At 70.9% G+C, this 24,133-nt stretch carries 19 protein-coding genes and 1 pseudogene; 11 read left to right on the top strand and 9 right to left on the bottom strand.

The window, feature by feature from the left end:
* Nucleotides 1-18: 18 nt before the first annotated feature.
* The 3 genes and pseudogenes from Dsi01nite_RS58730 to Dsi01nite_RS23840 all read left to right on the top strand — a co-directional run.
* Nucleotides 19-1,812, top strand: a pseudogene (locus Dsi01nite_RS58730) (family 43 glycosylhydrolase); the annotation flags it as partial.
* On the top strand, nt 1,809-5,018 hold the full coding sequence (locus tag Dsi01nite_RS23835; protein WP_203848460.1) for a GH92 family glycosyl hydrolase: 3,210 nt from the start codon (nt 1,809-1,811) through the stop codon (nt 5,016-5,018). The pseudogene Dsi01nite_RS58730 and the gene Dsi01nite_RS23835, both read left to right, overlap by 4 nt.
* 40 nt (nt 5,019-5,058) lie before the next feature.
* Nucleotides 5,059-5,877 (top strand): alpha/beta fold hydrolase, encoded by an 819-nt coding sequence (locus tag Dsi01nite_RS23840; protein ID WP_203848461.1) that lies wholly within the window; start codon nt 5,059-5,061, stop codon nt 5,875-5,877.
* A 112-nt stretch (nt 5,878-5,989) separates the two neighbouring features.
* On the opposite strand, the gene Dsi01nite_RS58400 is transcribed toward Dsi01nite_RS23840, so the two are convergent.
* Both Dsi01nite_RS58400 and Dsi01nite_RS23850 read right to left on the bottom strand, forming a co-directional pair.
* The gene (locus tag Dsi01nite_RS58400; protein WP_203848462.1) at nt 5,990-6,169 is read right to left on the bottom strand and encodes a DUF3073 domain-containing protein; all 180 of its coding nucleotides are present in this window, start codon (nt 6,167-6,169) and stop codon (nt 5,990-5,992) included.
* A gap of 169 nt (nt 6,170-6,338) precedes the next feature.
* Nucleotides 6,339-7,070: an SDR family oxidoreductase gene (locus tag Dsi01nite_RS23850; protein ID WP_373318819.1), complete on the bottom strand. Its 732-nt coding sequence runs from the start codon at nt 7,068-7,070 to the stop codon at nt 6,339-6,341.
* Nucleotides 7,071-7,146: 76 nt separating this feature from the next.
* Here Dsi01nite_RS23850 and Dsi01nite_RS23855 point away from each other — a divergent pair, with 76 nt between their 5' ends.
* The 4 genes from Dsi01nite_RS23855 to Dsi01nite_RS23870 all read left to right on the top strand — a co-directional run bounded on the left by Dsi01nite_RS23855 (nt 7,147) and on the right by Dsi01nite_RS23870 (nt 11,164).
* The gene (locus Dsi01nite_RS23855; protein ID WP_203848464.1) at nt 7,147-7,878 is read left to right on the top strand and encodes a TetR/AcrR family transcriptional regulator; all 732 of its coding nucleotides are present in this window, start codon (nt 7,147-7,149) and stop codon (nt 7,876-7,878) included.
* Nucleotides 7,850-8,260 carry a Rossmann-fold NAD(P)-binding domain-containing protein gene (locus Dsi01nite_RS23860; protein ID WP_203848465.1) on the top strand — a complete coding sequence of 137 codons (411 nt, stop codon included), beginning with the start codon at nt 7,850-7,852 and terminating at the stop codon, nt 8,258-8,260. The genes Dsi01nite_RS23855 and Dsi01nite_RS23860 overlap by 29 nt, the downstream gene beginning before the upstream one ends.
* Entirely contained in the window at nt 8,257-9,240 is a 984-nt protein-coding gene (locus Dsi01nite_RS23865; RefSeq protein ID WP_203848466.1) for an L-threonylcarbamoyladenylate synthase, read from the top strand. Before Dsi01nite_RS23860 ends, Dsi01nite_RS23865 begins: the two co-directional genes overlap by 4 nt.
* Nucleotides 9,241-9,403: 163 nt before the next feature.
* Nucleotides 9,404-11,164, top strand: coding sequence for an AfsR/SARP family transcriptional regulator (locus Dsi01nite_RS23870; RefSeq protein WP_203848467.1), 1,761 nt, complete (start codon nt 9,404-9,406; stop codon nt 11,162-11,164).
* 117 nt (nt 11,165-11,281) lie between these two features.
* On the opposite strand, the gene Dsi01nite_RS23875 is transcribed toward Dsi01nite_RS23870, so the two are convergent.
* The 3 genes from Dsi01nite_RS23875 to Dsi01nite_RS23885 all read right to left on the bottom strand — a co-directional run bounded on the left by Dsi01nite_RS23875 (nt 11,282) and on the right by Dsi01nite_RS23885 (nt 14,550).
* Entirely contained in the window at nt 11,282-13,324 is a 2,043-nt protein-coding gene (locus Dsi01nite_RS23875) for a glycosyl hydrolase family 28-related protein (protein ID WP_203848468.1), read from the bottom strand.
* A 266-nt stretch (nt 13,325-13,590) separates the two neighbouring features.
* A complete protein-coding gene (locus Dsi01nite_RS23880; RefSeq protein ID WP_203848469.1) occupies nt 13,591-14,001 on the bottom strand; it encodes a VOC family protein in 411 nt (136 codons plus the stop codon).
* 48 nt (nt 14,002-14,049) lie between these two features.
* Nucleotides 14,050-14,550, bottom strand: a complete 501-nt coding sequence (locus tag Dsi01nite_RS23885; protein WP_203848470.1) for a hypothetical protein — start codon at nt 14,548-14,550, stop codon at nt 14,050-14,052.
* Nucleotides 14,551-14,636: 86 nt separating this feature from the next.
* Here Dsi01nite_RS23885 and Dsi01nite_RS23890 point away from each other — a divergent pair, with 86 nt between their 5' ends.
* Both Dsi01nite_RS23890 and Dsi01nite_RS23895 read left to right on the top strand, forming a co-directional pair.
* Nucleotides 14,637-15,050 carry a GNAT family N-acetyltransferase gene (locus tag Dsi01nite_RS23890; protein ID WP_203848471.1) on the top strand — a complete coding sequence of 138 codons (414 nt, stop codon included), beginning with the start codon at nt 14,637-14,639 and terminating at the stop codon, nt 15,048-15,050.
* Nucleotides 15,051-15,100: 50 nt separating this feature from the next.
* The gene (locus Dsi01nite_RS23895; protein ID WP_203848472.1) at nt 15,101-15,748 is read left to right on the top strand and encodes a LysE family translocator; all 648 of its coding nucleotides are present in this window, start codon (nt 15,101-15,103) and stop codon (nt 15,746-15,748) included.
* On the opposite strand, the gene Dsi01nite_RS23900 is transcribed toward Dsi01nite_RS23895, so the two are convergent.
* Entirely contained in the window at nt 15,734-16,948 is a 1,215-nt protein-coding gene (locus tag Dsi01nite_RS23900) for an RNA polymerase sigma factor (RefSeq protein ID WP_203848473.1), read from the bottom strand. The two genes, Dsi01nite_RS23895 and Dsi01nite_RS23900, sit on opposite strands and share 15 nt — an antisense overlap.
* A 183-nt stretch (nt 16,949-17,131) precedes the next feature.
* On the opposite strand from Dsi01nite_RS23900, the gene Dsi01nite_RS23905 reads away from it, so the two are divergent.
* Nucleotides 17,132-17,473, top strand: a complete 342-nt coding sequence (locus Dsi01nite_RS23905; RefSeq protein WP_203848474.1) for a hypothetical protein — start codon at nt 17,132-17,134, stop codon at nt 17,471-17,473.
* A gap of 102 nt (nt 17,474-17,575) precedes the next feature.
* Here the strand turns inward: Dsi01nite_RS23905 and ggt are convergent, their stop codons facing one another.
* The gene (gene ggt / locus Dsi01nite_RS23910) at nt 17,576-19,384 is read right to left on the bottom strand and encodes a gamma-glutamyltransferase (RefSeq protein ID WP_203848475.1); all 1,809 of its coding nucleotides are present in this window, start codon (nt 19,382-19,384) and stop codon (nt 17,576-17,578) included.
* Between the two features lie 60 nt (nt 19,385-19,444).
* Nucleotides 19,445-20,428 carry a GlxA family transcriptional regulator gene (locus Dsi01nite_RS23915; protein ID WP_203848476.1) on the bottom strand — a complete coding sequence of 328 codons (984 nt, stop codon included), beginning with the start codon at nt 20,426-20,428 and terminating at the stop codon, nt 19,445-19,447.
* A 19-nt stretch (nt 20,429-20,447) separates the two neighbouring features.
* Here Dsi01nite_RS23915 and Dsi01nite_RS23920 point away from each other — a divergent pair, with 19 nt between their 5' ends.
* Entirely contained in the window at nt 20,448-21,776 is a 1,329-nt protein-coding gene (locus Dsi01nite_RS23920) for an MFS transporter (protein WP_203848487.1), read from the top strand.
* Nucleotides 21,777-21,843: 67 nt separating this feature from the next.
* Here Dsi01nite_RS23920 and Dsi01nite_RS23925 read toward each other — a convergent pair whose 3' ends face one another.
* Entirely contained in the window at nt 21,844-24,075 is a 2,232-nt protein-coding gene (locus Dsi01nite_RS23925; protein WP_203848477.1) for a fibronectin type III domain-containing protein, read from the bottom strand.
* Between the last annotated feature and the right edge of the window lie 58 nt (nt 24,076-24,133).

Consider the following 24,133-nt stretch of genomic DNA (forward strand, 5'->3'; position numbering starts at 1 on the left):
GAGGCAGGCAACCCGATCGTCGACGGGTGGTACGCCGACCCCGACGTGGCCGTGTACAACAACACGTTCTGGGTCTACCCGACGACGTCGAAGGGGTACTCGGAGCAGACCTACCTGGACGCGTTCTCCTCGACGGACCTGGTCAACTGGACCAGGCATCCCAACGTGCTGACCAAGGCGAACGTGTCCTGGGCCAGCTCCGCGATGTGGGCGCCGGCGCCGATCCAGCGCAACGGCAGGTACTACCTGTACTTCGCCGCCAACGACATCCAGAACAACTCCGCGCTCGGCGGGATCGGGGTCGCCGTCGCCGACAACCCGGCGGGACCCTACCGGGACGCGATCGGCCGGCCGCTGATCGGGCAGTTCTACAACGGTGCGCAGCCGATCGACCAGGACGTCTTCATCGACGACGACGGTCAGGCGTACATCTACTACGGCGGCTGGAGCCACGCGAACGTGGCCAAGCTCAACGCGGACATGACCAGCCTGGGGACGTTCAGCGACGGCAGCACGTTCAAGGAGATCACGCCGTCGGGATACGTCGAAGGCCCGCAGATGTTCAAGCGCAACGGCAAGTACTACCTGATGTGGTCCGAGGGAGGCTGGACCGGCCCGGACTACTCGGTGTCCTACGCGATGTCGAACTCGCCGACCGGGCCGTTCACCAAGCTCGACAAGGTGCTCACGCAGGACCCGACGGTCGCCAAGGGCTCGGGGCACAACTCGGTGATCAACGTGCCGGGCACCGACACCTGGTACATCCTCTACCACCGGCGACCCCTCGCGGAGACGGACGGCAACCACCGGCAGCTCGCCTACGACCGGATGACGTTCAACGCCGACGGCACGATCCAGCGGATCACGATGCGGGTGAAGGACAACTTCGCCGACAACAACGCGCTGGGCTGGAAGACGTACGGCGGCGCCTGGAGCACCTCGGGTGGCAGGTACGTGGCCGGCAACTCGCTGGGCGGCAAGGCGCAGCTGGACACCAACTTCGGTGACTTCTCCTACGACGCCGACGTCACGGTGACGAGCGGCGGCGGCGACGCGGGCCTCACGTTCCGCGTCAGCAACGCCGCCAGCGGCACCGACAGCTACAACGGCTACTACGCGGGGATCAGCCCGGCCGGCCGGGTCGTCCTGGGCCGCGCCGCGAACAACTGGGCTTCTCTGGGCACCGCGAACCTGACCGTCACCGCCGGCACCAGCTACCACCTGCGGGTCACCGCGATCGGATCGTCGATCAAGGTGTACGTGGACGACCTGACCAACCCGAAGATCAGCGTCACGGACGGCACCTTCGCCGCCGGCAGTGACGGGGTGCGGGTCTTCAACGCGGCCGCCACCTTCGACAACGTGGTGGTCGGGGCGCCGGTCGGCGCCGGGGTCAACGTGGCGCAGGGCCGGCCCGCGACCGGCAGCGCGGCCTGCGCGGCGTCGGAGGGGCCGGAGAAGGCCGTCAACGGCAGCGTGAGCGGCGGCAACTCCGACAAGTTCTGCTCGTCGGTCGCCGGCGCGTGGCTGCAGGTCGACCTCGGCAGCACCAGAAGCATCAGCCGGTTCGAGCTGGCGCACGCCCAGGCGGGCGGTGAGGCCGCGAGCATGAACACGAAGGCGTTCACGATCTCGGTGTCCAACGACGGCACGACCTGGACCCAGGCCGTGAACGTCACCGCCAACACCGCGGCGACCACCACCCACACCGTCAGCGGGGTCTCCGGCCGATACGTGCGGCTCAACGTCGGCACGCCGACGCAGACGACCGAGGTCGCCACCCGGATCTACGAGCTGCGGGTGTTCTCATGAAGCGCAAGATCTGGGCGGTCGCCCTGCTCACCAGCAGCCTCGCGGTGGCCGTCCCGGCCCCGGCCCGGGCCGCCGTCACCGAGTTCAGCTCCGGATTCGAGTCCGGGCAGCCGCAGCCCACCTGGAGCAACACGGCGGAGAGCAGCGCCGGCGTCGGCGGGTACTGCTGCGGCCTCACCGGCATGGAGAGCGGCACCCGCACCGAGGCGGCGCACACCGGCACCGCCGCGCTGATGTATTCCGGCTCGGACACGAGCGCCACCACCAGCTACGCCTACAACCGGGTCTTCGACGTCGACATCGCCGTCGGCACGTCGACCACACTGTCGTACTGGGTGTTCCCGCAGTCCGGCGGCAACCTCGACGTGGCCGTCGACCTGGCGTTCACCGACGGCACCTACCTGCGCAACTCCGGCGCGGTCGACCAGCACGGGGTCCGGCTCACCCCACACGACCAGGGCACCGGCTGGGTCCTGAACTTCGACACGTGGAACTACGTCACCTCGACCATCGGCAGCACCGTCGCCGGCAAGACGATCGACCGGGTCCTGGTCGGCTACGACAAGCCCGAGGGCACCGGCACGTTCCGCGGCTACTTCGACGACATCCAGATCAGCGCCGGCGCGGCCGGCCGGCTCTCCGACCTCGTCGACACCCGCCGCGGCTCGAACTCCGACTCGGGCTATTCGCGCGGCAACACGTTCCCCGGTGCCACGGTCCCGCACGGGTTCAACTTCTGGACCCCGGTGACCAACGGCAACCAGGACGGGTGGCTGTACCAGTACAACGCCACCACCGTGCAGGGCTTCGCGATCAGTCACCAGCCCAGCCCGTGGATCGGTGACTACGGGCAGCTGCAGTTCATGCCGATGACCGGCGCCCTGAAAACGACCCCCGACGCGCGCAAGTCGACGTTCAGCCACGCCAACGAGGTCGCGAAGGCGCACTACTACAAGACCCGGCTCGACACGTACGGCATCACCACCGAGATCGCGCCGACCGATCACGCCGGCGTCATGCGGTTCACGTTCCCGGCCGCGTCGGACTCGACGATCCTGTTCGACGTCGTGGACAGCGCCACCGGCTCGTTCACCGTCGACACCGCCGGCCGGACGATCTCCGGGTACGCCGACCACCGCGGCGGGAAGCTGTACTTCTCCGCCACCGTCGACGCGGCGATCACCGCGTCCGGCGCGGGCGGCACCGGCTGGGTCCGGTTCGCCACCACCGCGAACCAGCAGGTCACGATGCGCGTCGGCACGTCGTGGATCAGCGTCGCGCAGGCCGCGGCCAACCGCACCCAGGAGGTCGGGACCAAGAGCCTGGACACGGTGCGGGACGAGGCGCAGGCGCAGTGGGACGCGACCCTGGGCAAGGTCCGCATCGAGGGCGCGTCCAGCGACCAGCTGATCACGTTCTACTCGAACCTGTACCGCACCTTCATGTACCCGAACAACCGCAGCGAGATGGTCGGCGGCGTGCGCAGGTACTTCAGCCCGTACGACAGCCAGCTGCACGACGGTCAGATGTACGTGAACAACGGCTTCTGGGACACCGCCCGGGCCGAGTGGCCGCTGCTGACGCTGCTCGAACCGGGGCGCACCGGCGAGATGCTGGACGGCTTCGTCAACGCGTACAAGACGTCCGGCTGGACACCGAGCTGGTCGGGGCCGTGGAACCGGGCCGCGATGCCCGGCACCAACCAGGACCTCGCGCTCGCCGACGCCTACATCAAGGGCGTGCGCAACTTCGACTACCAGGCCGCCTACGCCTCCATGGTCAAGAACGCCACGGTGTACTCCCCGGCGATCAACGGCCGCATGGGGCTGGACGTGTCGACGTTCAAGGGGTACCTGCCCTCCGACGTCCGCGGTGACTCGGCGTCATGGACGCTCGAGGACGCCACCAGCGACTTCGGCATCGCCCAGATGGCGCAGGCGCTCGGCTACACCGACGACGCGGCGTACTTCCGCAACCGGGCCCTCGACTACGTGAACCTGTTCTCCCAGTCGGTGGGCTTCTTCCGCGGAAAACAGAGCAACGGCACGTGGCGTACCAGCGACGCCGACTTCAAACCCAACCTGTGGGGCTGCGAGTTCGTCGAGGGCGCGCCCTGGCACTACTCCACCCCGGCGCCGCAGGACCCGCAGGGCATGGCCAACCTCTACGGCGGCCGGGCCCAGCTCGCGGCGAAGCTCGACGCCATGCTCGCCGCGCCCCGGGACTACCTGCCCGGGTGCTACGGCGGCACGATCCACGAGATGCGCGAGATCTACGACGCCGACATGGGCCAGTACGCGCACGCCAACGAGCAGACGCACCACCAGCTGTACATGTACAACTACGCCGGCACCCCGGCGAAGACGCAGAACGCGGTGCGGACCACGCTGACCCGGTACTACAGCTCCGGCGTCGGCACCGGCAACGGCTACCTCGGCGACGAGGACAACGGGGAGATGTCCGCCTGGTACATCTTCAGTGCCATGGGCTTCTACCCGGCGCGGATGGGCTCGACCGACTACACCATCGGCGCGCCGCTGCACGCCAAGGCGACGATGGCCCTGGAGAACGGCCGGACGTTCGTCGTCACCGCGCCCGGGGTCAGCGACACCAATCGGTACATCCAGAGCGCCACCCTCAACGGCGTCACCTACACGAAGAACTACCTGACCCACGCCGACCTGCTGGCCGGCGGCACGCTGAGCTTCGTGATGGGCCAGAACCCGTCCTCGTGGGGCACCGGCGCGTCCGACATCCCGGGTTCGATCACGGCCGGCACCGCGGTGCCGAAGCAGCTGGTCGACAAGGCGACCGGCAGCACCGTCACCGTCAGCGGCGAGAACGGCACCGGCGAGGGCCGCGCCATGCTCGTCGACGACACGTCGCAGACGAAGTGGCTGACGGTCGCCAACACCGCGACCATCACCTGCCAGCTGTCCGCCGGCGTGGCGGTCAAGCAGTACACCCTGACCTCCGCCAACGACCTGCCCGGCCGCGACCCTCGCAGCTGGACGGTGCAGGGCTCCAACGACGGGGTCACCTGGACGACGGTGGACGCCCGCAGCAACGTCGACTTTGCCGACCGTCGACAGACGCGGGCGTTCACCGTCTCGAGCAGCACCGCCTACAGCCGGTACCGGCTGCAGATCACCGCCAACCACGGCGCCGCCGAGACCCAGCTCGCTGAGCTGCAGCTCCTCGCATAGCGGTTGACTTCCCCCATGCCGGGCGAGCACGATCCCCGGCATGGGGGAAGAGATCTTCATCGACGTGCCCGGCGGTTACCTGCACAGCCGCACCCACGGTCAGGGACCCGACGTGGTCCTGCTCAACGCCGGCGCCTCGGACCTGCGGATGTGGGAGTCGACCGTCGCGTGGCTCGGCCAGGTCGCGCGGGTCACCACCTTCGACTACCGCGACATGGGCCTGTCGTCGCGGGCGACCGAGCCCTACAGCGAGCTCGACGACATCGAGGCCGTGCTGGACGCCGCCGGCGTCGACGCCGCGCTGCTGGTCGGGGTGTCCGACGGGGCACGGCGCGCGCTCGCGTTCGCGCACCGGCACCCGCAGCGGGTCCGCCGGGTCGTCGCGGTGTGCGGCGCGTTCGGCGAGGTCCCCGATCCGAGCCCGGAGGAGTCCGCCGCGCGGCAGGTGATGCTGGACCACTTCGCCCGGCTGGAGCAGGTCAAGGCCGACGAGGGCGTGCACGCGGCGGCGGCGCTCGACATCGGCGGGTGGGGCCCGGCGCTCGGCCCGGACGACCGGCGACTGATGGTCGGCCTGCAGGTCGCCAACTCCTACTGGATGCTGCTGGAGGAGTCGCTCGGCTATGAGCTCGACCCGCCGGTGAAGACCCGCTTCCGGGAGCTCACCACGCCGATCAGCGTCGTCGTGGGCGGCCACGACTTCGAGGGCACCCGGCTGTGGGCGCAGCGGCTCGCGGAGCAGGCGCCCGATGCCACCCTCAGCGTCATTGCCGAGGGTGATCACTTCCCGATGCTCTCCGCGCCCGAGGAGTTCTCCCGGATCGTGCTGGCGGCGTTGCGGCAGACCACCGCGAGCTGACCGCTTCCGGCCAGCTCGCTGGTGTTCGGCTTTGTGCTCGCTCGGCGCCTCGGCGCCGCTGGCGCTCGGCGCCTTTGGCGTCCTGGCTCTGGGCGCCGCCGCTGCAGCGGTGCTAGCGAGGCGTGCGGTCGTCGCGGTCCGGGATCTGGTCCGTCGGGTCCGCGTCGTCGTGCTCGGGAAGGTGCACGCCGGCGAGCTCGTGCTGGAGGGCGGTGAGGTCGGTCGGCGGGGTGAAGTACTTCAGCTCCCGGGCGATCCGCGTCTGCTTGGCCTTGGCCCGTCCACGTCCCATGTCGGCTCCCCGTTTCCCGTGCGCCGAGGGGCGGTGGCAGTGCCGCGCCCGGCGTCGTGACAACTTGAATTCATCCTCGTGCCCGACACGGTACATCCCCTCCGCAGGTGTCGTCTGCCGGCGATGAGACAAACGTCCGAAGACACTGTCTTTCCGGTCACATCCCGCTTCAGGCGACGCCGCCGTTGACGTAGATCGTCTGCCCGTTCACCCAGCGAGCGGGCCCGGCGAGGGACGCGACGACCTCGGCGATGTCCTCCGGGGTGCCGAGTCGCTCCATCGGGTTCATCTTCGCCGCCCGCTCGATCGTGGCGTCGTCCTTGCCGTCGAAGTAGAGCTCGGTGGCGGTCGGCCCGGGGGCGACGGCGTTGACGGTGACGTCGCGGCCGCGCAGTTCCTTGGCGAGGATCGGGCTGATCGCCTCGACGGCGGCCTTGCTCGCGGCGTACGCGGCGTAGGTCGGCAACGACAGCCGGGTGATCGAGGTGGAGAAGTTGACGATCGCGCCGCCGCGCCGGATCCGCCGGACGGCCTCGCGGCCGACGACGAACGTGCCGCGGATGTTGGTGCGGTGCATGCGGTCCAGCTCGTCGAGGTCGAGCTCCGCGACGGGTGAAAGGTGCATGACGCCGGCCGCGTTGACGACCACGTCGACCCCGCCGAAGCGCTGCTCCGCGACGTCGAAGAGCCCGGCGACGGCGGCCTCGTCCGCGACGTCGGCGCGCACGGCCGCGGCCTGCCCGCCCTTGCCGGCGATCTCGGCCACCACGGCGTCGGCGGGGGCGGACGAGTGGCCGAAGGCGATGACCACCGCCTGCCCGTCCGCCGCCAGCCGCAGCGCGACGGCCCGGCCGATCCCGCGCGATCCACCGGTGACAACGGCAACCCTGCTCATGAGCATCTCCTACGGTGTTAACGATGCTAACAAATTCACGCTATCACCTGATCGCTAACGTGCAAGTGTTAGCGTTGCTACCGTGACCACTACCCGCCAGAAGATCGTCGAAGCCGCCGCGACCCTGCTGGACGAGGGCGGCCGCGAGGCGATCTCGACGCGGGCGGTCAGCGCCGCCGCGGGGGTGCAGGCGCCGACCATCTACCGGATCTTCGGCGACAAGCAGGGCCTGCTGGACGCGGTCGCGAGCCACGGGTTCGGGTCGTACCTCGCCGGCAAGACGGCCCTGGAGCACACCGCCGACCCGGTCGAGGACCTGCGGCGCGGATGGGACCTGCACGTCGCGTTCGGGCTGGCCCACCCCGCCATCTACACCCTCATCTACGGCGAGCCCCGCCCCGGCGTCGAGTCCCCCGCGGCCCGCGCCGCCGCCGACGTGCTGGCCGGGCAGGTGCGGCGGATCGCGGCGGCCGGCCGGCTGCGGGTCGGCGAGGAGCGTGCCGCGCAATTGGTCCACGCCGCGGGCTGCGGCATGACGCTCACGCTCATCGCGCTGCCGCCCGCGGGGCGGGACCCGGCGCTGTCGGTCCTGGCCCGCGAGTCGGTCATCGCCGCCGTGACCGTGCCACACCGGCCGGGCGCTGCCGCCGATGGCGCCGATGGCGTTGGTGGTGGCGTTGGTGGTGGTGTTGGCGGTGGTGATGGCTTGGCGGGCGCCGCAGGGCTGCTGCGGGCGTCGCTGCCGGAGGTCACGGTCCTGAGCGCCGCGGAGCGTGGCCTGCTCGATGAGTGGCTGGTGCGGATCGCCGGCTGAGCGCCGCGGCCGGATCACCCTCGCCGGCGACGCGGGCTACGGGCCCGGGCCCGCGGTCGGCGGCGGCAGCAGCCTCGCGATCGTCGGCGCCTATGTCCTCGCCTCCGAGCTGGCGGCCGCAGGCGACGATGTCTCGGTGGCGTTCCCGGCGTACGAACGTGCCCTGGCCGATGCGGTCGCCGCCAGCCGGACGATCGGACCGTCGGTCCTGGCCACCCTGATCCCGCGCAGCGACCTGCAGGTCTGGACGACGGCCCAGGCGATGCGCCTGCTGCCCCGGCTGCCCCGCTTCCTACAGCGGAAACTGACGTCGTTCGGGGGCGGCCCCGCGGCGATGCTCAACGGGGTCGACCTGCGCGACCCTCTAGTCTTGCGCTCATGACTGACGGGGTGGTCGCCGCCGACGCGGCCGGACTCCGCCGCGCCGCCGAGCTGCTGCGCCAGGAGTCCGTCTGCGCGTTCCCGACCGAGACGGTGTACGGGCTCGGCGCGCACGCCTTCTCCGCCAAGGCCGTCGCCGAGGTGTACCGGCTGAAGCAGCGACCCTCCTGGAACCCGCTGATCGTGCACGTCGCGTCCACGCGGGACGCGCGGGCCCTCGCACACGAGTGGCCGGAGGCGGCGCGGCTCCTGGCGGCCCGGTTCTGGCCCGGCCCGCTCAGCCTCGTCGTCGAGCGGGCCCACCACCTGCCGGCCAACGGTGGCCCGCCGACGGTCGCGATCCGGGTCCCGGCCCATCCCGTCGCCCTCGCGCTGCTCGAGGAGTGCGGGCTGCCCCTCGCGGCGCCGAGCGCGAACCGGTCCGAGAGCATCTCCCCGACGACCGCCGAGCACGTGATCCGCAGCCTGCCCGACGTGCCGCTGGTCCTCGACGGCGGCCCGTGCCGCCTCGGCATCGAGTCCACGGTCGTCGACGTGACCGTCTCACCGCCGCGGCTGCTGCGCCCCGGCGCGTTGAGCCTCCGCGCGATCCGCGAGGTCGTCGGCGAGCTGCAGCTGCCCGACGCGTCACCGGTGCCGTCGGACGGCGTCCAGTCGCCCGTCCGGTCGCCTGGTCTCGCCCACCGCCACTACGCGCCCCGGGCCAGCCTGCACCTCGTGGACGACCCGGCGGAGCTGGCAGCGTGGGCGGAGGATGCCGAGGCCGGCACCATCGGCATCCTCACCCACCGCTCGACGGCGCCCCGAGGGGTGCAGGTTGAGCTGCTGTCCGCGGATCCGCTTGAATACGCCGCCGACCTGTATGCAGCCCTGCACCGTCTCGATGACGCCGGCGTGGCGACGATCCTCGCGCAGACCCCGCCGGCCGGCGACGACTGGCTCGCCGTCCACGACCGTCTGGCCCGCGCCTCGGCGAGCTGAATGGCTGTCCGACCGGGACGGCGACCCCCCGTTGAGTCGCCGGCTCGTTCTGACTGGCGAAATGCTGCCGGTTCCCACTGCCGTGTCGCTGCCGATATGCTGCCGTCCGACCGTCTAGGCGGCTGACCAGCACCTATCGCCGCACCGCAGCTAGAGGAATGGGATGGACGGGGGCTTCCGCTTCGAGATCCTCGGGCCGCAACGCGCCTGGGCCGGTGATCGACCGTTGGACCTCGGGCCCGCGAAGCAGCGCGCCGTCCTCGGGGTGCTGCTCCTGCAGCCGGGGCGACCGGTGCCGACCACACAGATCATCGACGCGGTCTGGCCGCACGACCTGCCCGAGAACGCGACCAACGTGCTGCAGAAGTACGTCGCCGCGCTGCGGCGGCTGCTGGAGCCGGACCGGTCGCCGCGGACCCCGTCGCGGCTGCTGACGCTCAGCGAGGCCGGGTACCGGCTGGCGATCGACCCGTTCGCCGTCGACGTGACCGAGTTCGAGGCCGCCGTCGACGCGGCCACGACCGCGCACGCCGCCGGGCGGGACGACGAGGCCGCCGACGGGTTCCGGGCCGGGCTGCGGCTGTGGAAGGGCGAGCCGTTCGCCGGGCTCGGCGGGCCGGTGTTCGAGGCGGTGCGGGTGCGGCTCGGGGAGCGGCGCGTGTCGGCCTCCGAGGCGCTCGCCGAGATCCGGCTGCGCCGCGGCGACCACCGCGAGCTCATCGCCGACCTGGCCGCGCTGGTCGAGGAGTTTCCGCTGCACGAGCGGCTCCGGCTGCTGCTGATGCTGTCGCTGCACCGCAGCGGGCGCCCCACCGACGCGCTGCAGACGTTTCGGGAGCTGCGGACGCTCCTCGACGAGGAGCACGGCATCGAGCCGGGCGAGGAGCTGCAGGACCTGCAGCGCCGGATCCTGCGCTCGGACCCGGCGCTGGCGTATCCGTCGACGCTGCCGATCGCGGCGGGCGCGCCGGCGGCGATGACCGCGCCGGCGCCGGTCTCGTCCGCGGCGGCGTGGAACCCGGTCAGCCCGGCGCCCATGGAGTCGGGGGCCACCGCACCGGTGAGCCCCGCGCCGTTCCTCGTCGCCCCGCCGAAGCCGCCGCAGCCATCGCTGTCACCGCTGTCACCGCTGCCGCCCCTGTCGCCGCCGGTGCCGTTCCCGCAGGACCACGCGCTCATGCGGGCACCGGCGGGTGCGCAGCGCTGGCCGCCGTACGCCCTCGGCGTCGACCCGTTCTTCGGCACCGAGTTCAACCGGCAACCGTGGATCACCTGGGTCGAGTCGGTGCTCGGCGTCATCGCCGGCGCGTGCTCACTCTGCCTGCTCGCCTGGGTGCCGATCATGTACCACGCGACCCGCCGGCGCAGCGGGTGGCTCTTCGCCGCCGCGTTCGGCTACTTCGGCCTGGCGCTGCTGTTCTGGGTGCTCATGCTCGCGACGGTCGAGGACGACGGTTCCTCCTGGGCCGACCCGATCACGATCCCGATCGTCGTCATCGTCTCGGTCGGCGTCCCGGTGCACGTGCTGCTGCTCAACGAGCACCTGCGGCACGTGTGGCGGCGCCGCCGCAACGGCCCGATCGAGCGGCGCGTGCAGGCCCGCCAGATCCTGGTCACCAACCCGGTCGCCAGGTTCGCCCTCGCGATCGGCCGGCCCGATCTGGTGCGGACCCACAACGACGGCGGGCTCATCGACGTCAACGCCGTGCCCGAGAAGGTGATCTTCAAGGTCCTCGGCATGCGCCGCGACGTGGCCCGCCGCATCATCGCCGAGCGGGCCCAGCGCGGCCCGTTCACCTCGATGCTGGACCTGACGGTCCGGTGCGCGGTGGGCCCCGACGTCACCGCCGCGTTCAACGACCGCCTGCTGTTCCTGCCGCCACCGCCGGACCGGTTCCGCCCGCAGGCGCTGCGCCAGCACTGAGGCCTTGCCCTGGGCGTACCGAATGACAGATGGGCGTACCGAATGACAAAAAGGAAGGGCGGGCGCCCCCGAGGCGCCCGCCCTTCCCGCTAACGGGTTTTCATCTGACGGGTTTCATCACCACGGCGCGGGCGCCGGCGGCACGACGACCGGCGGGCGGTCGTCGCAGGTGATGGTGTTCGGCAGCTCCCACGGCGCGAGCCACGGGCCCGTGGTGCCACCGCCGTCGTTGCCGCCCAGGTCGACGACCGAGAACTCGGAGCCGGCCGGGGTGAAGTGGAACGTGCCGCAGTTGTTGATGCCGACGGCGCCGACGTTGCGGGCGTCCACGTTCTCGAACGAGGCGGAGCCCGCGGCGCGGGCGCTGAGCACCGAGGTGCCCGTGCCGTCGACCCGGATGTCCTTGAACTTGACGTTGGTGATGGAGTACAGGTCCTTCACCGGCCAGTCGGCGACCAGCATGATCGCGTTGTAGGTGTTGTCGAGGAAGTGGTCCCCGGTCACCTGGATGTCCGCGTCGATGTTCTTCTCCAGCGCGAGGAACCAGATGGCACCGAGGCCGATGTTCCAGTTCAGCTCGTACGTGCCGGCGCGGACCGTGGTGTTGTCCGTGACCTTCACGAAGCCGGTGAACGGCTCGGCGCCGAAGCGGGAGCCGATGTGGATCGCGCTGCCCTCACGGATCGGGTCCGCGACGAGGTTGTTGGACACCGTGGTGTCCTTGCCGCCGTAGATCGCGATGCCGTTGGCGAGGACCGGGGTCTGCACCGTGTTGTGGTCGAACGTGTTGCCCGCGTTGGTGGTCTTCTCAGCCCACATCGCGAGGCCGTCGTCGCCCGAGTTGCGGACGAAGTTGTTGGACACGCTCGAGTTCGTCACGCCGGTGTGGAAGTTGAGGCCGTCGGCGATCTGGTCCACGATGACATTGTTGGTGATCTTGGTGTTGGTCATCGGGCCGTCGAACCACAGGCCGACCTTGGTGTGCTGGATGTACAGGCCGTCGACGGTCGAGTTGCTCAGCGCGCCGCCGATGCCGTTGACCTGGTCGGTGTCGATGCGCTCGCGCACGTCACCGATGATCGAGAAGCCGGACAGGTGGACGTTGCTGCTGCCACCGTCCTGCGAGTACTTGCCGTAGAACCCGACCCCGGTGTGGATCGAGTTGTCCGGGGCGGGCGTGCTGAGGGCGACCTCTTTGCCCTTGATGATCGTGTACCAGGAGCCGGCACCCTCGATCGTGACGTTGTCGACGATGATGTGGCGGTTCACCTGGTACGTGCCCGGCGGGATGTACACCTTCAGGTGCGTCTTCTTGGCGAACGCGATGGCCTTGTCGATCGCGTCGGCCGAGTCACGCCGGCCCGTCGGGTCCGCGCCGAACAGCAGCACGTTGGCCGCGATGATGCTGATCTTCGGGGCGCCGACCAGCTCGGAGTCGAGCAGGTCGATGACCGTCCACGCGGCGCTGTTGCCCGGCGCGGTCAGCCGCACCTTGTCGCCGGCCTTGTACGTCTTGCCCAGCAGCAGGCGCTGCTCGTCGTAGAAGTGGTTGGGCCGGAACGGGGTGGTGATCGTCGGCGTGGGCGTGGTGGCGGCCGGCACGCAGGCGCACTCGGTGATCCACCAGTCGGGGTGCAGCAGGCCCGCGTTCGGGTCGTTCGAGAACGGGTACTGGTTGTAGAGCCACGAGTACTGCGACGTGAGCGTCATCGTGGACTTCTTGCCGCCGTTGACCGACACATCCAGCGGCGAGGTGATGCCACCGCCGTTGGGCGCGTCGGGAATGCTGTAACGGACGTTGATCGCGTTGGCCGACTTCGGCAGCGTGAACTCCACGTACTGCCCGGGGGTCAGCTTCACCGCGCTGCGGCCCGAGGCCTCGGCGGGCAGCGTGTAGGCCGTGCGGTCCGGACCGATGACGGTGCCGTTCGTCTTGGCCTTCTCGGCTTCCTGCTCGACGAAGGCGACGCTGGCACCACGGCCGGCGGTCAGCGCCGGGTCGATCGCGGCGCGGGTCACCACTGGTGCGGTTCCGGCCGCGGTGGCCGGGCCGGCGCCGGTGACCACGACGCCGAGACCGACGGCTGCGGCCGTCGCCGCCGCGGCCCACCGCGGCGGCCCGCTGGACCACCGCGCTAAAGGTCCTGTGCTCCGTGACATCGATGACTCGATTCTCTCGGGAGGGGGGCGGACGCCCGAGACGCTCTACGGCGGGGCGGCGCCATGAGGATGAGGGTGAGGTGACATTAGGACCCTCGTCCCGTGCTCCACAAGGTCCTGCGAAATATTTACGCAACGTTGGAACCGGAATTGTCGTCGGCTTGTCGGTTTGTTGCGTAAAACTGCCGTCATCGTTGCGGCGGGGCGGGCATGCAAAAGCGGCGGGATCCGAGTGCCGGATCCCGCCGCTCGCGGAGCGGTGCGCGTCAGCCCGTCTGACCGATGTTGACCATCCACGGGATGCCGAACCGGTCGACGCAGGCGCCGAACTCGTCGCCCCACATCTGCTTCTCCAACGGGACGTTGACCCTCCCACCCGCCGACAACTTGTCCCAGTACCCGTGCAACTCCGTGCTGTCGTCGCCGCTCAGGCTGACCGTGATGTTGTCACCAGGGTTGTGGGCCATCTCCGGCGGCGTGTCGGAGCCCATGATGGTGTAACCGCTGGGCGTCTCCAGCATGCCGTGCATGATCTGGTCGGCGATCGGGCCGGCCTCCGGGTTGAACTCGCCGAACGTGTTGAGCCGCAGCGTGCCCCCGAACACGCCCTGGTAGAACTCCATCGCCTGCCGGGCGTTACCACGGAAGCTCAGGTACGGGTTGAGCCGAGAGGTCATCGCAAACTCCCTAGTCGCGATCGATGGAAGAGACCCGTCGATCCGACCCTATGCGCCGACCACCGCCCGCGAAGGCGAATCCTCAGGCTTTACTCGCCGCCCCCACGGCTTGTACGTCGACAACACCGTCGCGATGACCAGCAGCGTCGACGACACACTCGGCGCGACCACCAGGTTGATCTGGTCCCGGCGCGGCAACGCGTCCTTCAACTCGCCGGCGTGCACCAGGCCCGGGTACAGCAGGAACGTCACCAGGAACAGCATCACCGTGACGATCACCAGTTTCACCGCGACCCACCACCAGCGCAGCAGCCCCCACGGGGTACCGACCGCATTGACCACCCCGATCACCCACACCAGGTACGTCAGCGGCACGAACAGGAACGCGCCGACGAGGCTCATCGCCGGATATGCCACGTCCTTGCCGACGCCACCGGTGAGCCCGGCGACGCCGAGCGTCAACAGCACCATGTCGGCGCCGAGCCAGCCCACCGCCGTGATCACGTGCAGGGTCAGGATCGCCTTGCGCCATTTCGGGGTGAACTTCATGGCGCCCAGCCTGCCGGATCAGCGTGGCCGCGTCGCCCGCCGAGCGTGGTAAACCCGGCTACTCCCGGTGTCGTACGGTCACCGTCATGATCCTGCGCGCCGCCACCCCGGACGACGTCCCGGCCGTCCTCGCCTTCTGGAAGATCGCCGCCGAGGACACCAACCGCGGCGGCGATGACTCCGCGGCTGTCCAGGCACTGATCACCCGCGACCCATCGGCACTGCAACTCGCGGTGCTGGACGGCGAGATCGTCGGGTCGCTCATCGCCGGATTCGACGGCTGGCGATGCCACCTGTACCGCTTCGCCGTGCACCCCGACCGGCGGCGGCAGGGGATCGGCGCGCAACTGCTGCAGGCCGCCGAGGAACGCTTCCGCGCATTCGGTGGCCGCCGCGCCGACGCCATGGTCCTGGCCGACAACACCCTCGCCCACCACGCCTGGGCCGCCGCCGGCTACACCCCGCAGGACGACTGGCGGCGCTGGGTCAAGAGCCTCTGACCTCCGATTGGCCCTCGACCCGCAGCCCACGAACTGGCAGCGTCGACATCATGATCACAATGGGAGCGGCGGCAGGCGTCGCGCTCGTGGCGTTGGGGATGGTGCTCACGCCCGGGCCGAACATGATGTACCTCGTCTCGCGCAGCATCTCCCAGGGACGCCGGGCCGGCATGATCTCCCTCGGCGGGGTCGCCGCCGGGTTCCTCGTCTACCTGACCCTCGCCTCGGCCGGACTGTCGGTGGTCTTCGCGACCGTGCCCGCGCTGTACCTCACCGTGAAACTCGCCGGCGCGGCCTACCTCGCCTACCTCGCCTGGCAGGCGGTCCGCCCCGGCGGCACGTCCGTGTTCACCCACCAGGACCTGCCGGCGGACTCCACCCGGCGACTGCTCACGATGGGCCTGATGACCAACCTGCTCAACCCGAAGGCCGCCATCATGTACGCGTCGCTGATCCCGCAGTTCATCGACCCCCACGCGGGGCACCTGATGACGCAGGGCTTCCTGCTCGGCGGGGTGCAGATCGCGATCAGCATGCTGGTCAACACCGGCATCGTCCTGGCCGCCGGGTCGATCGCGGTCTTCCTCGCGAAACGCCCGACCTGGCTGCGGATCCAGCGGTACGTGACAGGCACGCTGCTCGGCCTGATCGCGGTCCGCCTGGCCACCGACCAGGCCCGGCCGCTACCGGTGCAGTAACGCCGCCTTCGACAGCAGGTACCGCTGCTCGGGGATGCTGGTCGTGCGGCGGGCCGCGAGCTCGTAGGCCGCCCGGGCCGCCGCGACGTCGCCCGACATCTCCAGCAGATGGGCGCGGACCGCGGCGAGCCGGTGATGGCGGGCCAGCCGCTCGTCGGCGTCCAGCGCCTCGAGGACCCGCAGGCCGGCCGCCGGACCCTGCACCATCGCCACCGCCACCGCCTGGTTCAACGTCACCATCGGATTCGGGGCGACCCGCTCCAGCAGCTGATACAGGGCCAGGATCTGCGGCCAGTCGGTGTCCTCGGCCGAGGCCGCCTCGCAGTGGATCGCCGCGATCGCGGCCTGCAACTGGTACGACCCCGGCGGGCCCGTCGGCAGCGTCCTGGTGATCAGGTCCACGCCCTCGGCGATCATCGACGGGTTCCACAGCGTGCGATCCTGGTCGGCGAGCGGGACCAGCGTGCCGTCGGGCCTGGTGCGGGCCGGCCGGCGGGCGTCGGTCAGCAGCATCAACGCGAGCAACCCGGCAACCTCACCGTCGTCGACGAGCCGGTGCACCTCCCGGGCCAGGCGGGTCGCCTCAACGGTCAGCTCGGGCCGGTGCAGCTCCTCGCCGGACGACGCGGTGTACCCCTCGTTGAAGATCAGGTACAGCACCTGCAGGACGACCTGCAACCGGCCTGCACGCTCCGCGGGCGGCGGCAGGCTGAAGCTCGCGCCCGCCGACTTGATCTTCTGTTTGGCCCGGCTGACGCGTTGCGCGAGAGTGCTCTCCGGCACCAGGAACGCGTGCGCGATCTGCGCGGTGGTCAGGCCACCCACGGCCCGCAGGGTGAGCGCCAGCTGCGACGCGCTCGACAGGGACGGATGACAGCACAGAAACAGCAGCAGCAACGTGTCGTCTTTATCGGGAATGTCCACAATGTCTGATGTTTCATGTGAAACATGGACCGCGATTTCCCGCCGCCGGCGGGCGTCGTCACTGCGGAACTGGTCCATCAGGCGCCGCGCGGCGACCGTGATCAGCCAGCCGCGTGGATTGTCCGGCACGCCCTCGGCCGGCCACTGCACCGCCGCCGCGAGCAACGCCTCCTGAACAGCGTCCTCACAGGCGTCGAACTGCCCGTACCGGCGAATCAGCACCCCGAGCACCTGCGGCGCGAGCCGGCGCAACTCGTTCTCGACTTCGGCCCTCACGAAATGCAACGATCCCACGCCGCGCTTGTACCTGGTCACCGGGCATACCGCGCCGGGCGCGGGCCGACGCGCCGACGCGGGCCGCCGGTGATCGAAGTCGCGGCTGGCTGCGCGGGTGACCACGCGGCGACTTCGATCACCGGAACGACCTGGTCTCGGCGTGCGACCTCGACAGTCCCAGCGGTGGACCTCGGCGGTCTCGCGGTGCGGCACGGCGGGTTCGCGGTGCGGCGCAACGGTCTCGCGGTGCAGCGCGGCGGCCTCGTGGTGGACCTCGGCGGTCTCGCGGTGCAGCACAGCGGTTTCATGGTGCAGCGCGACGAGTTCGCGGTGCAGCGCGACGGGTTCGCGGTGCAGCGAGGCGTGACAAAAGCACCCCAACTGGACAGTGGACGAGCCCGCCCAGCCGAGAGGACGAGCCCGGGTCAGCCGAAACGCGCCGGCCCCGCGTGGGGCCGGCGCGCCTCTCCATGGGTCGCTGTAAACTTCTGCAGGTCGCCAAAGCTCGAACTCGACAAGGCGTGACCTCGACGTTCCGGCCCGAGGCGACGTTCCGTTACTGGAGGGTGACGACTTCTAAGATCGATTAGGTGGTCGTTGCTACGGTTGACAAGGAACAGGTCGCCGTCACCGGGACCCTCCGTGCACCGTCCCGGCGGATCCGGTGCCGCGACGGACTGGTTCAGCGCAGGCCAGCAGCTTCCCGCGCGGCAGGAACTCGATCGCCGTCGCCGCCCCGATCTCCGCCATCGGCGTGAACGTGTGCCCGAGCGCGCCCAGCGCCGTGCCCGGCCCGGCGATGAAGGCCGGCTCCGCGACCACGGCCGCGGTGTTGCGCTGGGTGGCCCGGGGCGCGGCGAGCGCCTCCGGCAGGGTCATGCCGAGGTCGATCCGGTTGACCAGGATCTGCAGCACGGTGGTGACGATCGTCGAGCCGCCGGGGGAGCCGAGCGCGAGGAACGGCCGCCCGTCCTGCAGGACGATCGTCGGGGCCATCGAGCTGCGCGGCCGCTTGCCGGGGCCGGGCAGGTTCGGGTCGTCGGCGGTGCCCTGGGTGTTGGTGAAGTTGAAGTCGGTCAGCTCGTTGTTGAGCAGGAAGCCGCGGCCGGGCACCACGATGCCGTTGCCGCCGATCTGCTCGATGGTGAGCGTGTACTCGACGACGTTGCCCCACTTGTCGGCGACGGTCAGGTTGGTCGTCGACTTGCCGAAGTCGGTCGACGCGCCGCCGGTCGCGGTGGCGCAGGCGTCGTAGCGGCCGTCGGGCACGCCTGGCAGGACCGGTTTCGTGGCGGCGTGCAGCGGGTCGATCTGGCAGGCCCGCTCGGCCGCGAACCCGTCGGTCAACAGTGCGTCGAGCAGGGGCCGGGGCGTGTAGTCGCCGACGTAGCGGTTGCGGTCGGCGAACGCGAGGGCGCTGGCCTCCAGGTAGCGGTGCAGCGCCTGGGTGCGGTCGAGGGTGCCCAGGTTGGAGTGTTCGAGGATGTTGAGCGCCTCGCCGACCGTTGAGCCGCCCGAGGACGGGGTGGCCATGCCGTAGACGTCGTAGCCGCGGTAGACCATGTGGGTCGGCGCGGGCCGGCGGACCTCGTAGGCGCGCAGGTCGGCCAGGGTCATGCCGCCGGGGCGGATCTCGTACTGCCACGGCAGCGCCGGGCTCGCGGCGACCGGCGGGTGCTGGACGGCCTGGACGATGTCGCGGCCCACCTCGCCGCCGTAGAAGGCGTCGATGCCGCGGCGGGCCACCAGGTCGTAGGTCGCGGCGAGGTCGGGGTTGCGCAGCGTGCTGCCGACCGCCGGTGGCTGACCGCCGGGCAGGAACAGCGCGGCCGTGGGTGTGAACTGGGAGAACGCCGCCGCGTTGTCGCTGACCTGGGTCGCGAACGTCTGGTCCACGGTGAACCCGCGCCGGGCCACGTCGGCGGCCGGGCGCAGGTTGGTCGCGAGGGACCGCTTGCCCCACCGGTGCAGCGCGGTGTCCCAGGTCGCCAGGGTGCCCGGCACACCGGCGGAGATGCCGCTGACCCGGGCCTCCTGAAACGCGTACGGCAGGCCGGTCGCCGGGTTCACGAACGCCGTCGAGGTCATCGACCGCGGCGCGGTCTCCCGGCCGTCCAGTGTGGACACCTTGCCGCTGCGGGCGTCGTAGTAGACGAAGAACCCGCCGCCGCCGATGCCCGCGGAGAACGGCTCGGTCACGCCGAGGGTCGCCGCGACCGCGACGGCGGCGTCGACCGCGTTGCCGCCCCGGCGCAACACCTCCAGGCCGACCGCGGTGGCCGTCGGATCGACTGAGCTCACGGCTCCGCCATAACCGGAAGCCGTAGGCCCGGAAGCGGCAGACCCCGAAGCGGCCGACCCGGAAGCAGTGGACGCAGCAGCGGCGGACGCAGAAGCCGGAGCGAGCCAGGGCACGAGGAGCAGAGGAACAAGCACAAGCGGGACGAGCCTACGCACGGTGCCTCCCGGAGGATCGACGGTGATCGCTCCTCTTGCCTACCGTCCCGGCGCGCCCGGCACAACCCGGAACGTGCGACGGTACGCGCTCGGGGCGACACCGATCGTGGTCTGCAGGTGCTGGCGCAGCGACGCGGCGGTGCCGAGCCCGGACCGGCGGGCGATCTGCTCCACCGCCAGGTCCGTGCTCTCCAGCAGGCCGCGGGCGTGATCGACCCGCTGTTGCAGCAGCCAGCGGGCCGGACTCACCCCGGTCTCCTCGCGGAAACGGCGGGTGAACGTGCGCACACTCATCGTGGCGTACGCGGCCATGTCCTGCAGCGTCAACGGCTCACCCAGCCGCTGCAACGCCCACGCGCGGGTCGGCGCGGTGGTCGTGTCGGTGGCGCGGGGCAGGGGCCGCTCGATGTACTGCGCCTGGCCACCCTCCCGCCACGGCGGCACGACGCTGCGGCGGGCGGCCCGGTTGGCGACCTCGCTGCCGAAGTCGGTGCGCACCACGTGCAGGCACAGGTCGATCCCGGCGCCGACGCCGGCCGAGGTGAGCACGTCGCCGTCGTCGATGAACAGCACGTCCGGGTCGAGCTTGACCTGCGGGTACAGGGCGCGGAACTGGTCGGCCCAGCCCCAGTGCGTGGTCGCCGGGCGGTCGTCGAGCAGTCCGGCGGCGGCGAGCACGAACGCCCCGGTGCAGATCGACATGACCCGGGCGCCGCGGGCCAGCGCATCGCGGAGCACCCCGGCCACCGAAGGATCGACGGTCGCGTCCTCGACGGGCCCGCCACGGTGGATGCCCGCCACGATCACCGTGTCGGCCACCTCGGTGATCTCCAACCCGTGCTCCGGCAGCACCTGGAATCCGGCCGCACTGCGCACCGGCAGTGCCCCCGGGCTGCAGACCTGGATGCGGTACAGCCGGTGCCCGTCGTCGCCGCGGGCGGCCCCGAAGATCTGCGACGGCGTACCGAGGTCGAACGCGACGACACCGTCGAGCGCGATCACGGCCACGAGATGAGAAGCCATGGCCCGATTCTTGCGCACTATGGCTGTCGGGCCACTCGTCCACCCGTACCAAACCCAAGATTATTGTTCTGTGAAACGTATCCACCCTGCTTGGACCGTTGCCGTCGTCGCCTTCGTGGCGCTGGTCGGCGCGGCCGGGTTCCGTGCGACGCCCGGCGTGATGCTGCACCCGCTGCACGAGGAGTTCGGCTGGTCGCTGGGGACCATCTCCCTGGCCGTGTCGATCAACCTGCTGCTGTTCGGGCTCACCGCGCCCTTCGCCGCCGCGCTCATGGAACGCTTCGGGATCCGGCGGGTGGTGGCGTACGCGCTGCTCCTGGTCTCCGCCGGCAGCGGGCTGACCGTGTTCATGCGGCACAGCTGGGAGCTCATCGCGCTGTGGGGGGTGCTGGTAGGTCTCGGCACCGGCTCGATGGCGCTGGCGTTCGTCGCCACCATCACGGGTCGCTGGTTCGTCAAGCGCCGTGGCCTGATCACCGGCGTCCTGACCGCCGGTGGCGCGGCCGGGCAGCTGGTGTTCCTGCCGCTGCTGGCGCTGCTGGTCGACGCCCGCGGCTGGCGTGCGGCCGCGCTGACGGTCGCCGGAGCGGCGCTGCTGGTGGTGCCGCTCGTCCTGTGGCGGCTCCGGGACCACCCGTCCGAGCTGGGCGTGACCGCCTACGGCGCGAGCGAGGAGGACGCCTCGCCGCCGCCGGTGCCGTCCGGCGGTGCGGCCCGGCGAGCGATCGGCGCGCTGCGCAGCGCCTCGCGGGTGCCCGCGTTCTGGCTGCTCGCCGGCGGGTTCGCGATCTGCGGGGCGACGACCAACGGGCTCATCGGCACCCACTTCATCCCCGCCGCGCACGACCACGGCATGACCGAGCCGGTGGCGGCGTCGCTGCTCGCGCTCATCGGCCTGTTCGACATCGTCGGGACGATCGCGTCCGGCTGGCTCACCGACCGCATGGACAGCCGGATCCTGCTCGGTTGGTACTACGCGCTGCGCGGCGCGTCGCTGCTGGTGCTGCCGGTGCTGTTCGCCGCGACCGTCCGCCCGAGCATGGTGGTCTTCATCCTGTTCTACGGCCTCGACTGGGTGGCGACGGTGCCGCCGACCGTCGCGCTGTGCCGGGAGTACTTCGGCGCCAGCGGCCCGGTGGTGTTCGGCTGGGTGTTCGCGTCGCACCAGTTCGGCGCGGCGATCGCGGCGACCACGACCGGCCTGCTGCGGGACCGGCTCGGCAACTACGACCTGGCCTGGTACATCGCGGGCGGCCTGTCCGTCTCGGCGGCGGCGCTGTCGCTGCTGCTCTTCCGCACCCGGCGGGGCATCGTGGTGCCGGCCCCGGTCGCGGTGGCGGCCGCCTGAAGCCGGCTGGACGGACGGAGACGCCGGCCGTGGATCGGCCGGCGTCTCCGGTGTGTCGCGGTGATGGTCAGCCGGTGCGGCGGCGGGTCCGGCCCGAGAGCAGCAGCCCGCCGCCCGCGAACGTCAGCGCCAGGCCGAGCTGCAGCATCGCCGCGATCGGGGCGCCGGTCACCGCGAGCGAGCCGGAGCCCGACCGTCCGGTGCCGGCCGGGCTCGCCGCGACCCGGATCGCCATCTTCAGGCTGTGCGGCAGGCCGGCCGGGTCGACCCCCGCCGCGACCAGCGAGTGCCCGCCGACCACCAGATCCGCCGGCACCCTGACCGGCTTGCTGAAGTTGCCGGCGCCGTCAGTGGTCGCGCTGCCCAGGTTGATCGGCTGCGAGTAGATGACGATCGTCGCGGTCGAGTACGGCATGAAGCCCGTGCCGATGACCACGATGTCCTGGCTCGGCACGGCGGTGGTAATGATGCCCTTGTCCGTGGTGAGCGTCAGGCTCGTGTCCGGCACCGTCGTGCTGATCGGCGGTGCAGTCGGGGTCACCGCGTTGGACGGTCCGGCCGGCGCGGAGTTGGCGCCCGTGCCTTTCGCGACGACCGTGACCGTGTACGTGACGCCCGCGACCCCGCCCATCACGCAGGACGTGTCGGACGCCGAACCGGTCGAGCAGACCGCCTCGCCGGGGGATGCCGTCGCGATGTATCCCGTGACCGCCGACGTGTCGGCCGGTGCCTGCCACTGGACGCTGAGCTGCGCCACCCCTGCCGTCGCGACCACCTGACCGGGGGCCGGCGCAGGGGCCGGAGCGGGCGTGGGCGTCGGAGTGGGGGCGGGCGTCGGCTGGCCGACGGTGAACGAGCGCGTCGACTGCGCGGCGGGCCCATACCCGCCGCTGCCACCCTGGTCGGCGGTGATCGTGCAGGTGCCGGGCGTCAGCAGGGTGACGGTGCTGCCGCTGACCGAGCACACGGCCCCGGTGGTGCTGGTGAACGACACCACCAGGCCCGACGACGCCGCCGCGGTCAGTTGCACGGTGTGCTGGGAGACCGCCACATTCGCCGGCTGAGGGAACGTGATCGACTGTCCCACCTTGTTCACCCGCAGCTCGGGCTGGCACCCACCCTCGGTGCGGCCGCTCTCGGCGCAGTTGCTGTCCAGGTTGGCCCGCACGCCGACGGCGGTGCTGATCGCGGAGTTCTCGAGTGAGTACGCACCGGCCGCCGCGGCGGTGACCTTGAAGCTGGCCTCGCAGAGCGACGGGAACCCCGTCATCTGCGCGCCGCTCAGGGTCACGTAGGTGGCGCCGTTGACCACGGTCAGGATGCCGCCGCAATCGTTGGTCGGGGCGCCGGCGGCGACGACGAGCCCGGACGGCAGATCGAGGCGATAGCCGAGCCCGCTGGTGACGGCGGCGGAGTTCTCGTCGGTCCGGGCCAGCCCGACCGTCAGGGTCGAGGTGGTGAACGCCTCGATGGTGGTCGGGTTGAAAATGGCGCCCACCCGCGGCGGCGCGGTGAGGACGGTCAGCGTCTGCGGCGTCTGGCTCCGCACCACGTCGGTCACGCTGGTGAACTGCGCCGTGTCGAAGATGTACTGCCCGGACGTGCCGCTGGTGACCGGAAACTGGATCGTGCAGCTGGTGAAGGTGTCGGCGATCGTCGCCCCGGTGACGGTGAAGGTGGTCGAGCCGACGCCGCCGCCGCTGACGTTGGCGGTGCAGTTGTTCAGCACGCTGCCGTACGCGCGGTAGGTGCCGGTCGGCAGCTCGATCACGTAGCCGAGGCCGGTCGCGTCGCCGCAGTCGTCCGGCCTGGTGAGCGTCACGTCGAGGGTGGTCTCGTCGTGATCCTCGATGGTGCTGACCGACCACACACCGGTGGCCGTGATGTTGCTGGTCTCCACGCAGCTGGCGATCCTCGGCCGGTCCGTTGCGCCCGGTGTCGCGGCGACGGTCAGCGGCCGGGCGAAGTCGACCCGGTCGGCGCTCTTGCCGCTCTTGCTGTGCTTGACCTTTCCAGCCGTGCGGGCCTTGCCGGGTTTGCCGGCCTTTCCAGTCGGCACGGGCTTCGCGGCCTTGGGCTTCCGGGCGTCCTTGGCGTCCTTGGCGTCCTTGGCGTCCTTGGCGGAGCTGCCGTCCTTGGCGGAGCTGCCGTCCTTGGCGTGTTTGCCGGCCGCATGACTGGAAGCCCCCGGCTTCTCCGGCTTCCCAGCGGCGAAGGCTGTCTGTGGTGTTGCGACGGCGCCGAAGGTGGCGATCGCCGCTACCGCGACCCAGCGGATGGTGCGATTTCCGAGCTGCATGGTCCCCCCGTAGAGGGCCGCCCGATTGACAGCGCGGACGACCCTATAGGGGAATTTA

The organism is Dactylosporangium siamense (assembly GCF_016862795.1).
Lineage (GTDB): Bacteria > Actinomycetota > Actinomycetes > Mycobacteriales > Micromonosporaceae > Dactylosporangium > Dactylosporangium siamense.

Excerpts from the sequence above, each read along its gene's own strand:
- Dsi01nite_RS23835 (WP_203848460.1), top strand. The coding sequence starts at position 1,809 with ATGAAGCGCAAGATCTGGGCGGTCGCCCTGCTCACCAGCAGCCTCGCG.
- Dsi01nite_RS23920 (WP_203848487.1), top strand. The coding sequence starts at position 20,448 with ATGGCTGTCGGGCCACTCGTCCACCCGTACCAAACCCAAGATTATTGT.
- Dsi01nite_RS23865 (WP_203848466.1), top strand. The coding sequence starts at position 8,257 with ATGACTGACGGGGTGGTCGCCGCCGACGCGGCCGGACTCCGCCGCGCC.
- Dsi01nite_RS23875 (WP_203848468.1), bottom strand. The coding sequence starts at position 13,324 with ATGTCACGGAGCACAGGACCTTTAGCGCGGTGGTCCAGCGGGCCGCCG.
- Dsi01nite_RS58400 (WP_203848462.1), bottom strand. The coding sequence starts at position 6,169 with ATGGGACGTGGACGGGCCAAGGCCAAGCAGACGCGGATCGCCCGGGAG.
- Dsi01nite_RS23885 (WP_203848470.1), bottom strand. The coding sequence starts at position 14,550 with ATGAAGTTCACCCCGAAATGGCGCAAGGCGATCCTGACCCTGCACGTG.
- Dsi01nite_RS23895 (WP_203848472.1), top strand. The coding sequence starts at position 15,101 with ATGATCACAATGGGAGCGGCGGCAGGCGTCGCGCTCGTGGCGTTGGGG.
- Dsi01nite_RS23870 (WP_203848467.1), top strand. The coding sequence starts at position 9,404 with ATGGACGGGGGCTTCCGCTTCGAGATCCTCGGGCCGCAACGCGCCTGG.
- Dsi01nite_RS23850 (WP_373318819.1), bottom strand. The coding sequence starts at position 7,070 with ATGCTCATGAGCAGGGTTGCCGTTGTCACCGGTGGATCGCGCGGGATC.
- Dsi01nite_RS23880 (WP_203848469.1), bottom strand. The coding sequence starts at position 14,001 with ATGACCTCTCGGCTCAACCCGTACCTGAGCTTCCGTGGTAACGCCCGG.
- Dsi01nite_RS23860 (WP_203848465.1), top strand. The coding sequence starts at position 7,850 with ATGAGTGGCTGGTGCGGATCGCCGGCTGAGCGCCGCGGCCGGATCACC.
- Dsi01nite_RS23840 (WP_203848461.1), top strand. The coding sequence starts at position 5,059 with ATGGGGGAAGAGATCTTCATCGACGTGCCCGGCGGTTACCTGCACAGC.
- Dsi01nite_RS23890 (WP_203848471.1), top strand. The coding sequence starts at position 14,637 with ATGATCCTGCGCGCCGCCACCCCGGACGACGTCCCGGCCGTCCTCGCC.
- Dsi01nite_RS23925 (WP_203848477.1), bottom strand. The coding sequence starts at position 24,075 with ATGCAGCTCGGAAATCGCACCATCCGCTGGGTCGCGGTAGCGGCGATC.
- Dsi01nite_RS23915 (WP_203848476.1), bottom strand. The coding sequence starts at position 20,428 with ATGGCTTCTCATCTCGTGGCCGTGATCGCGCTCGACGGTGTCGTCGCG.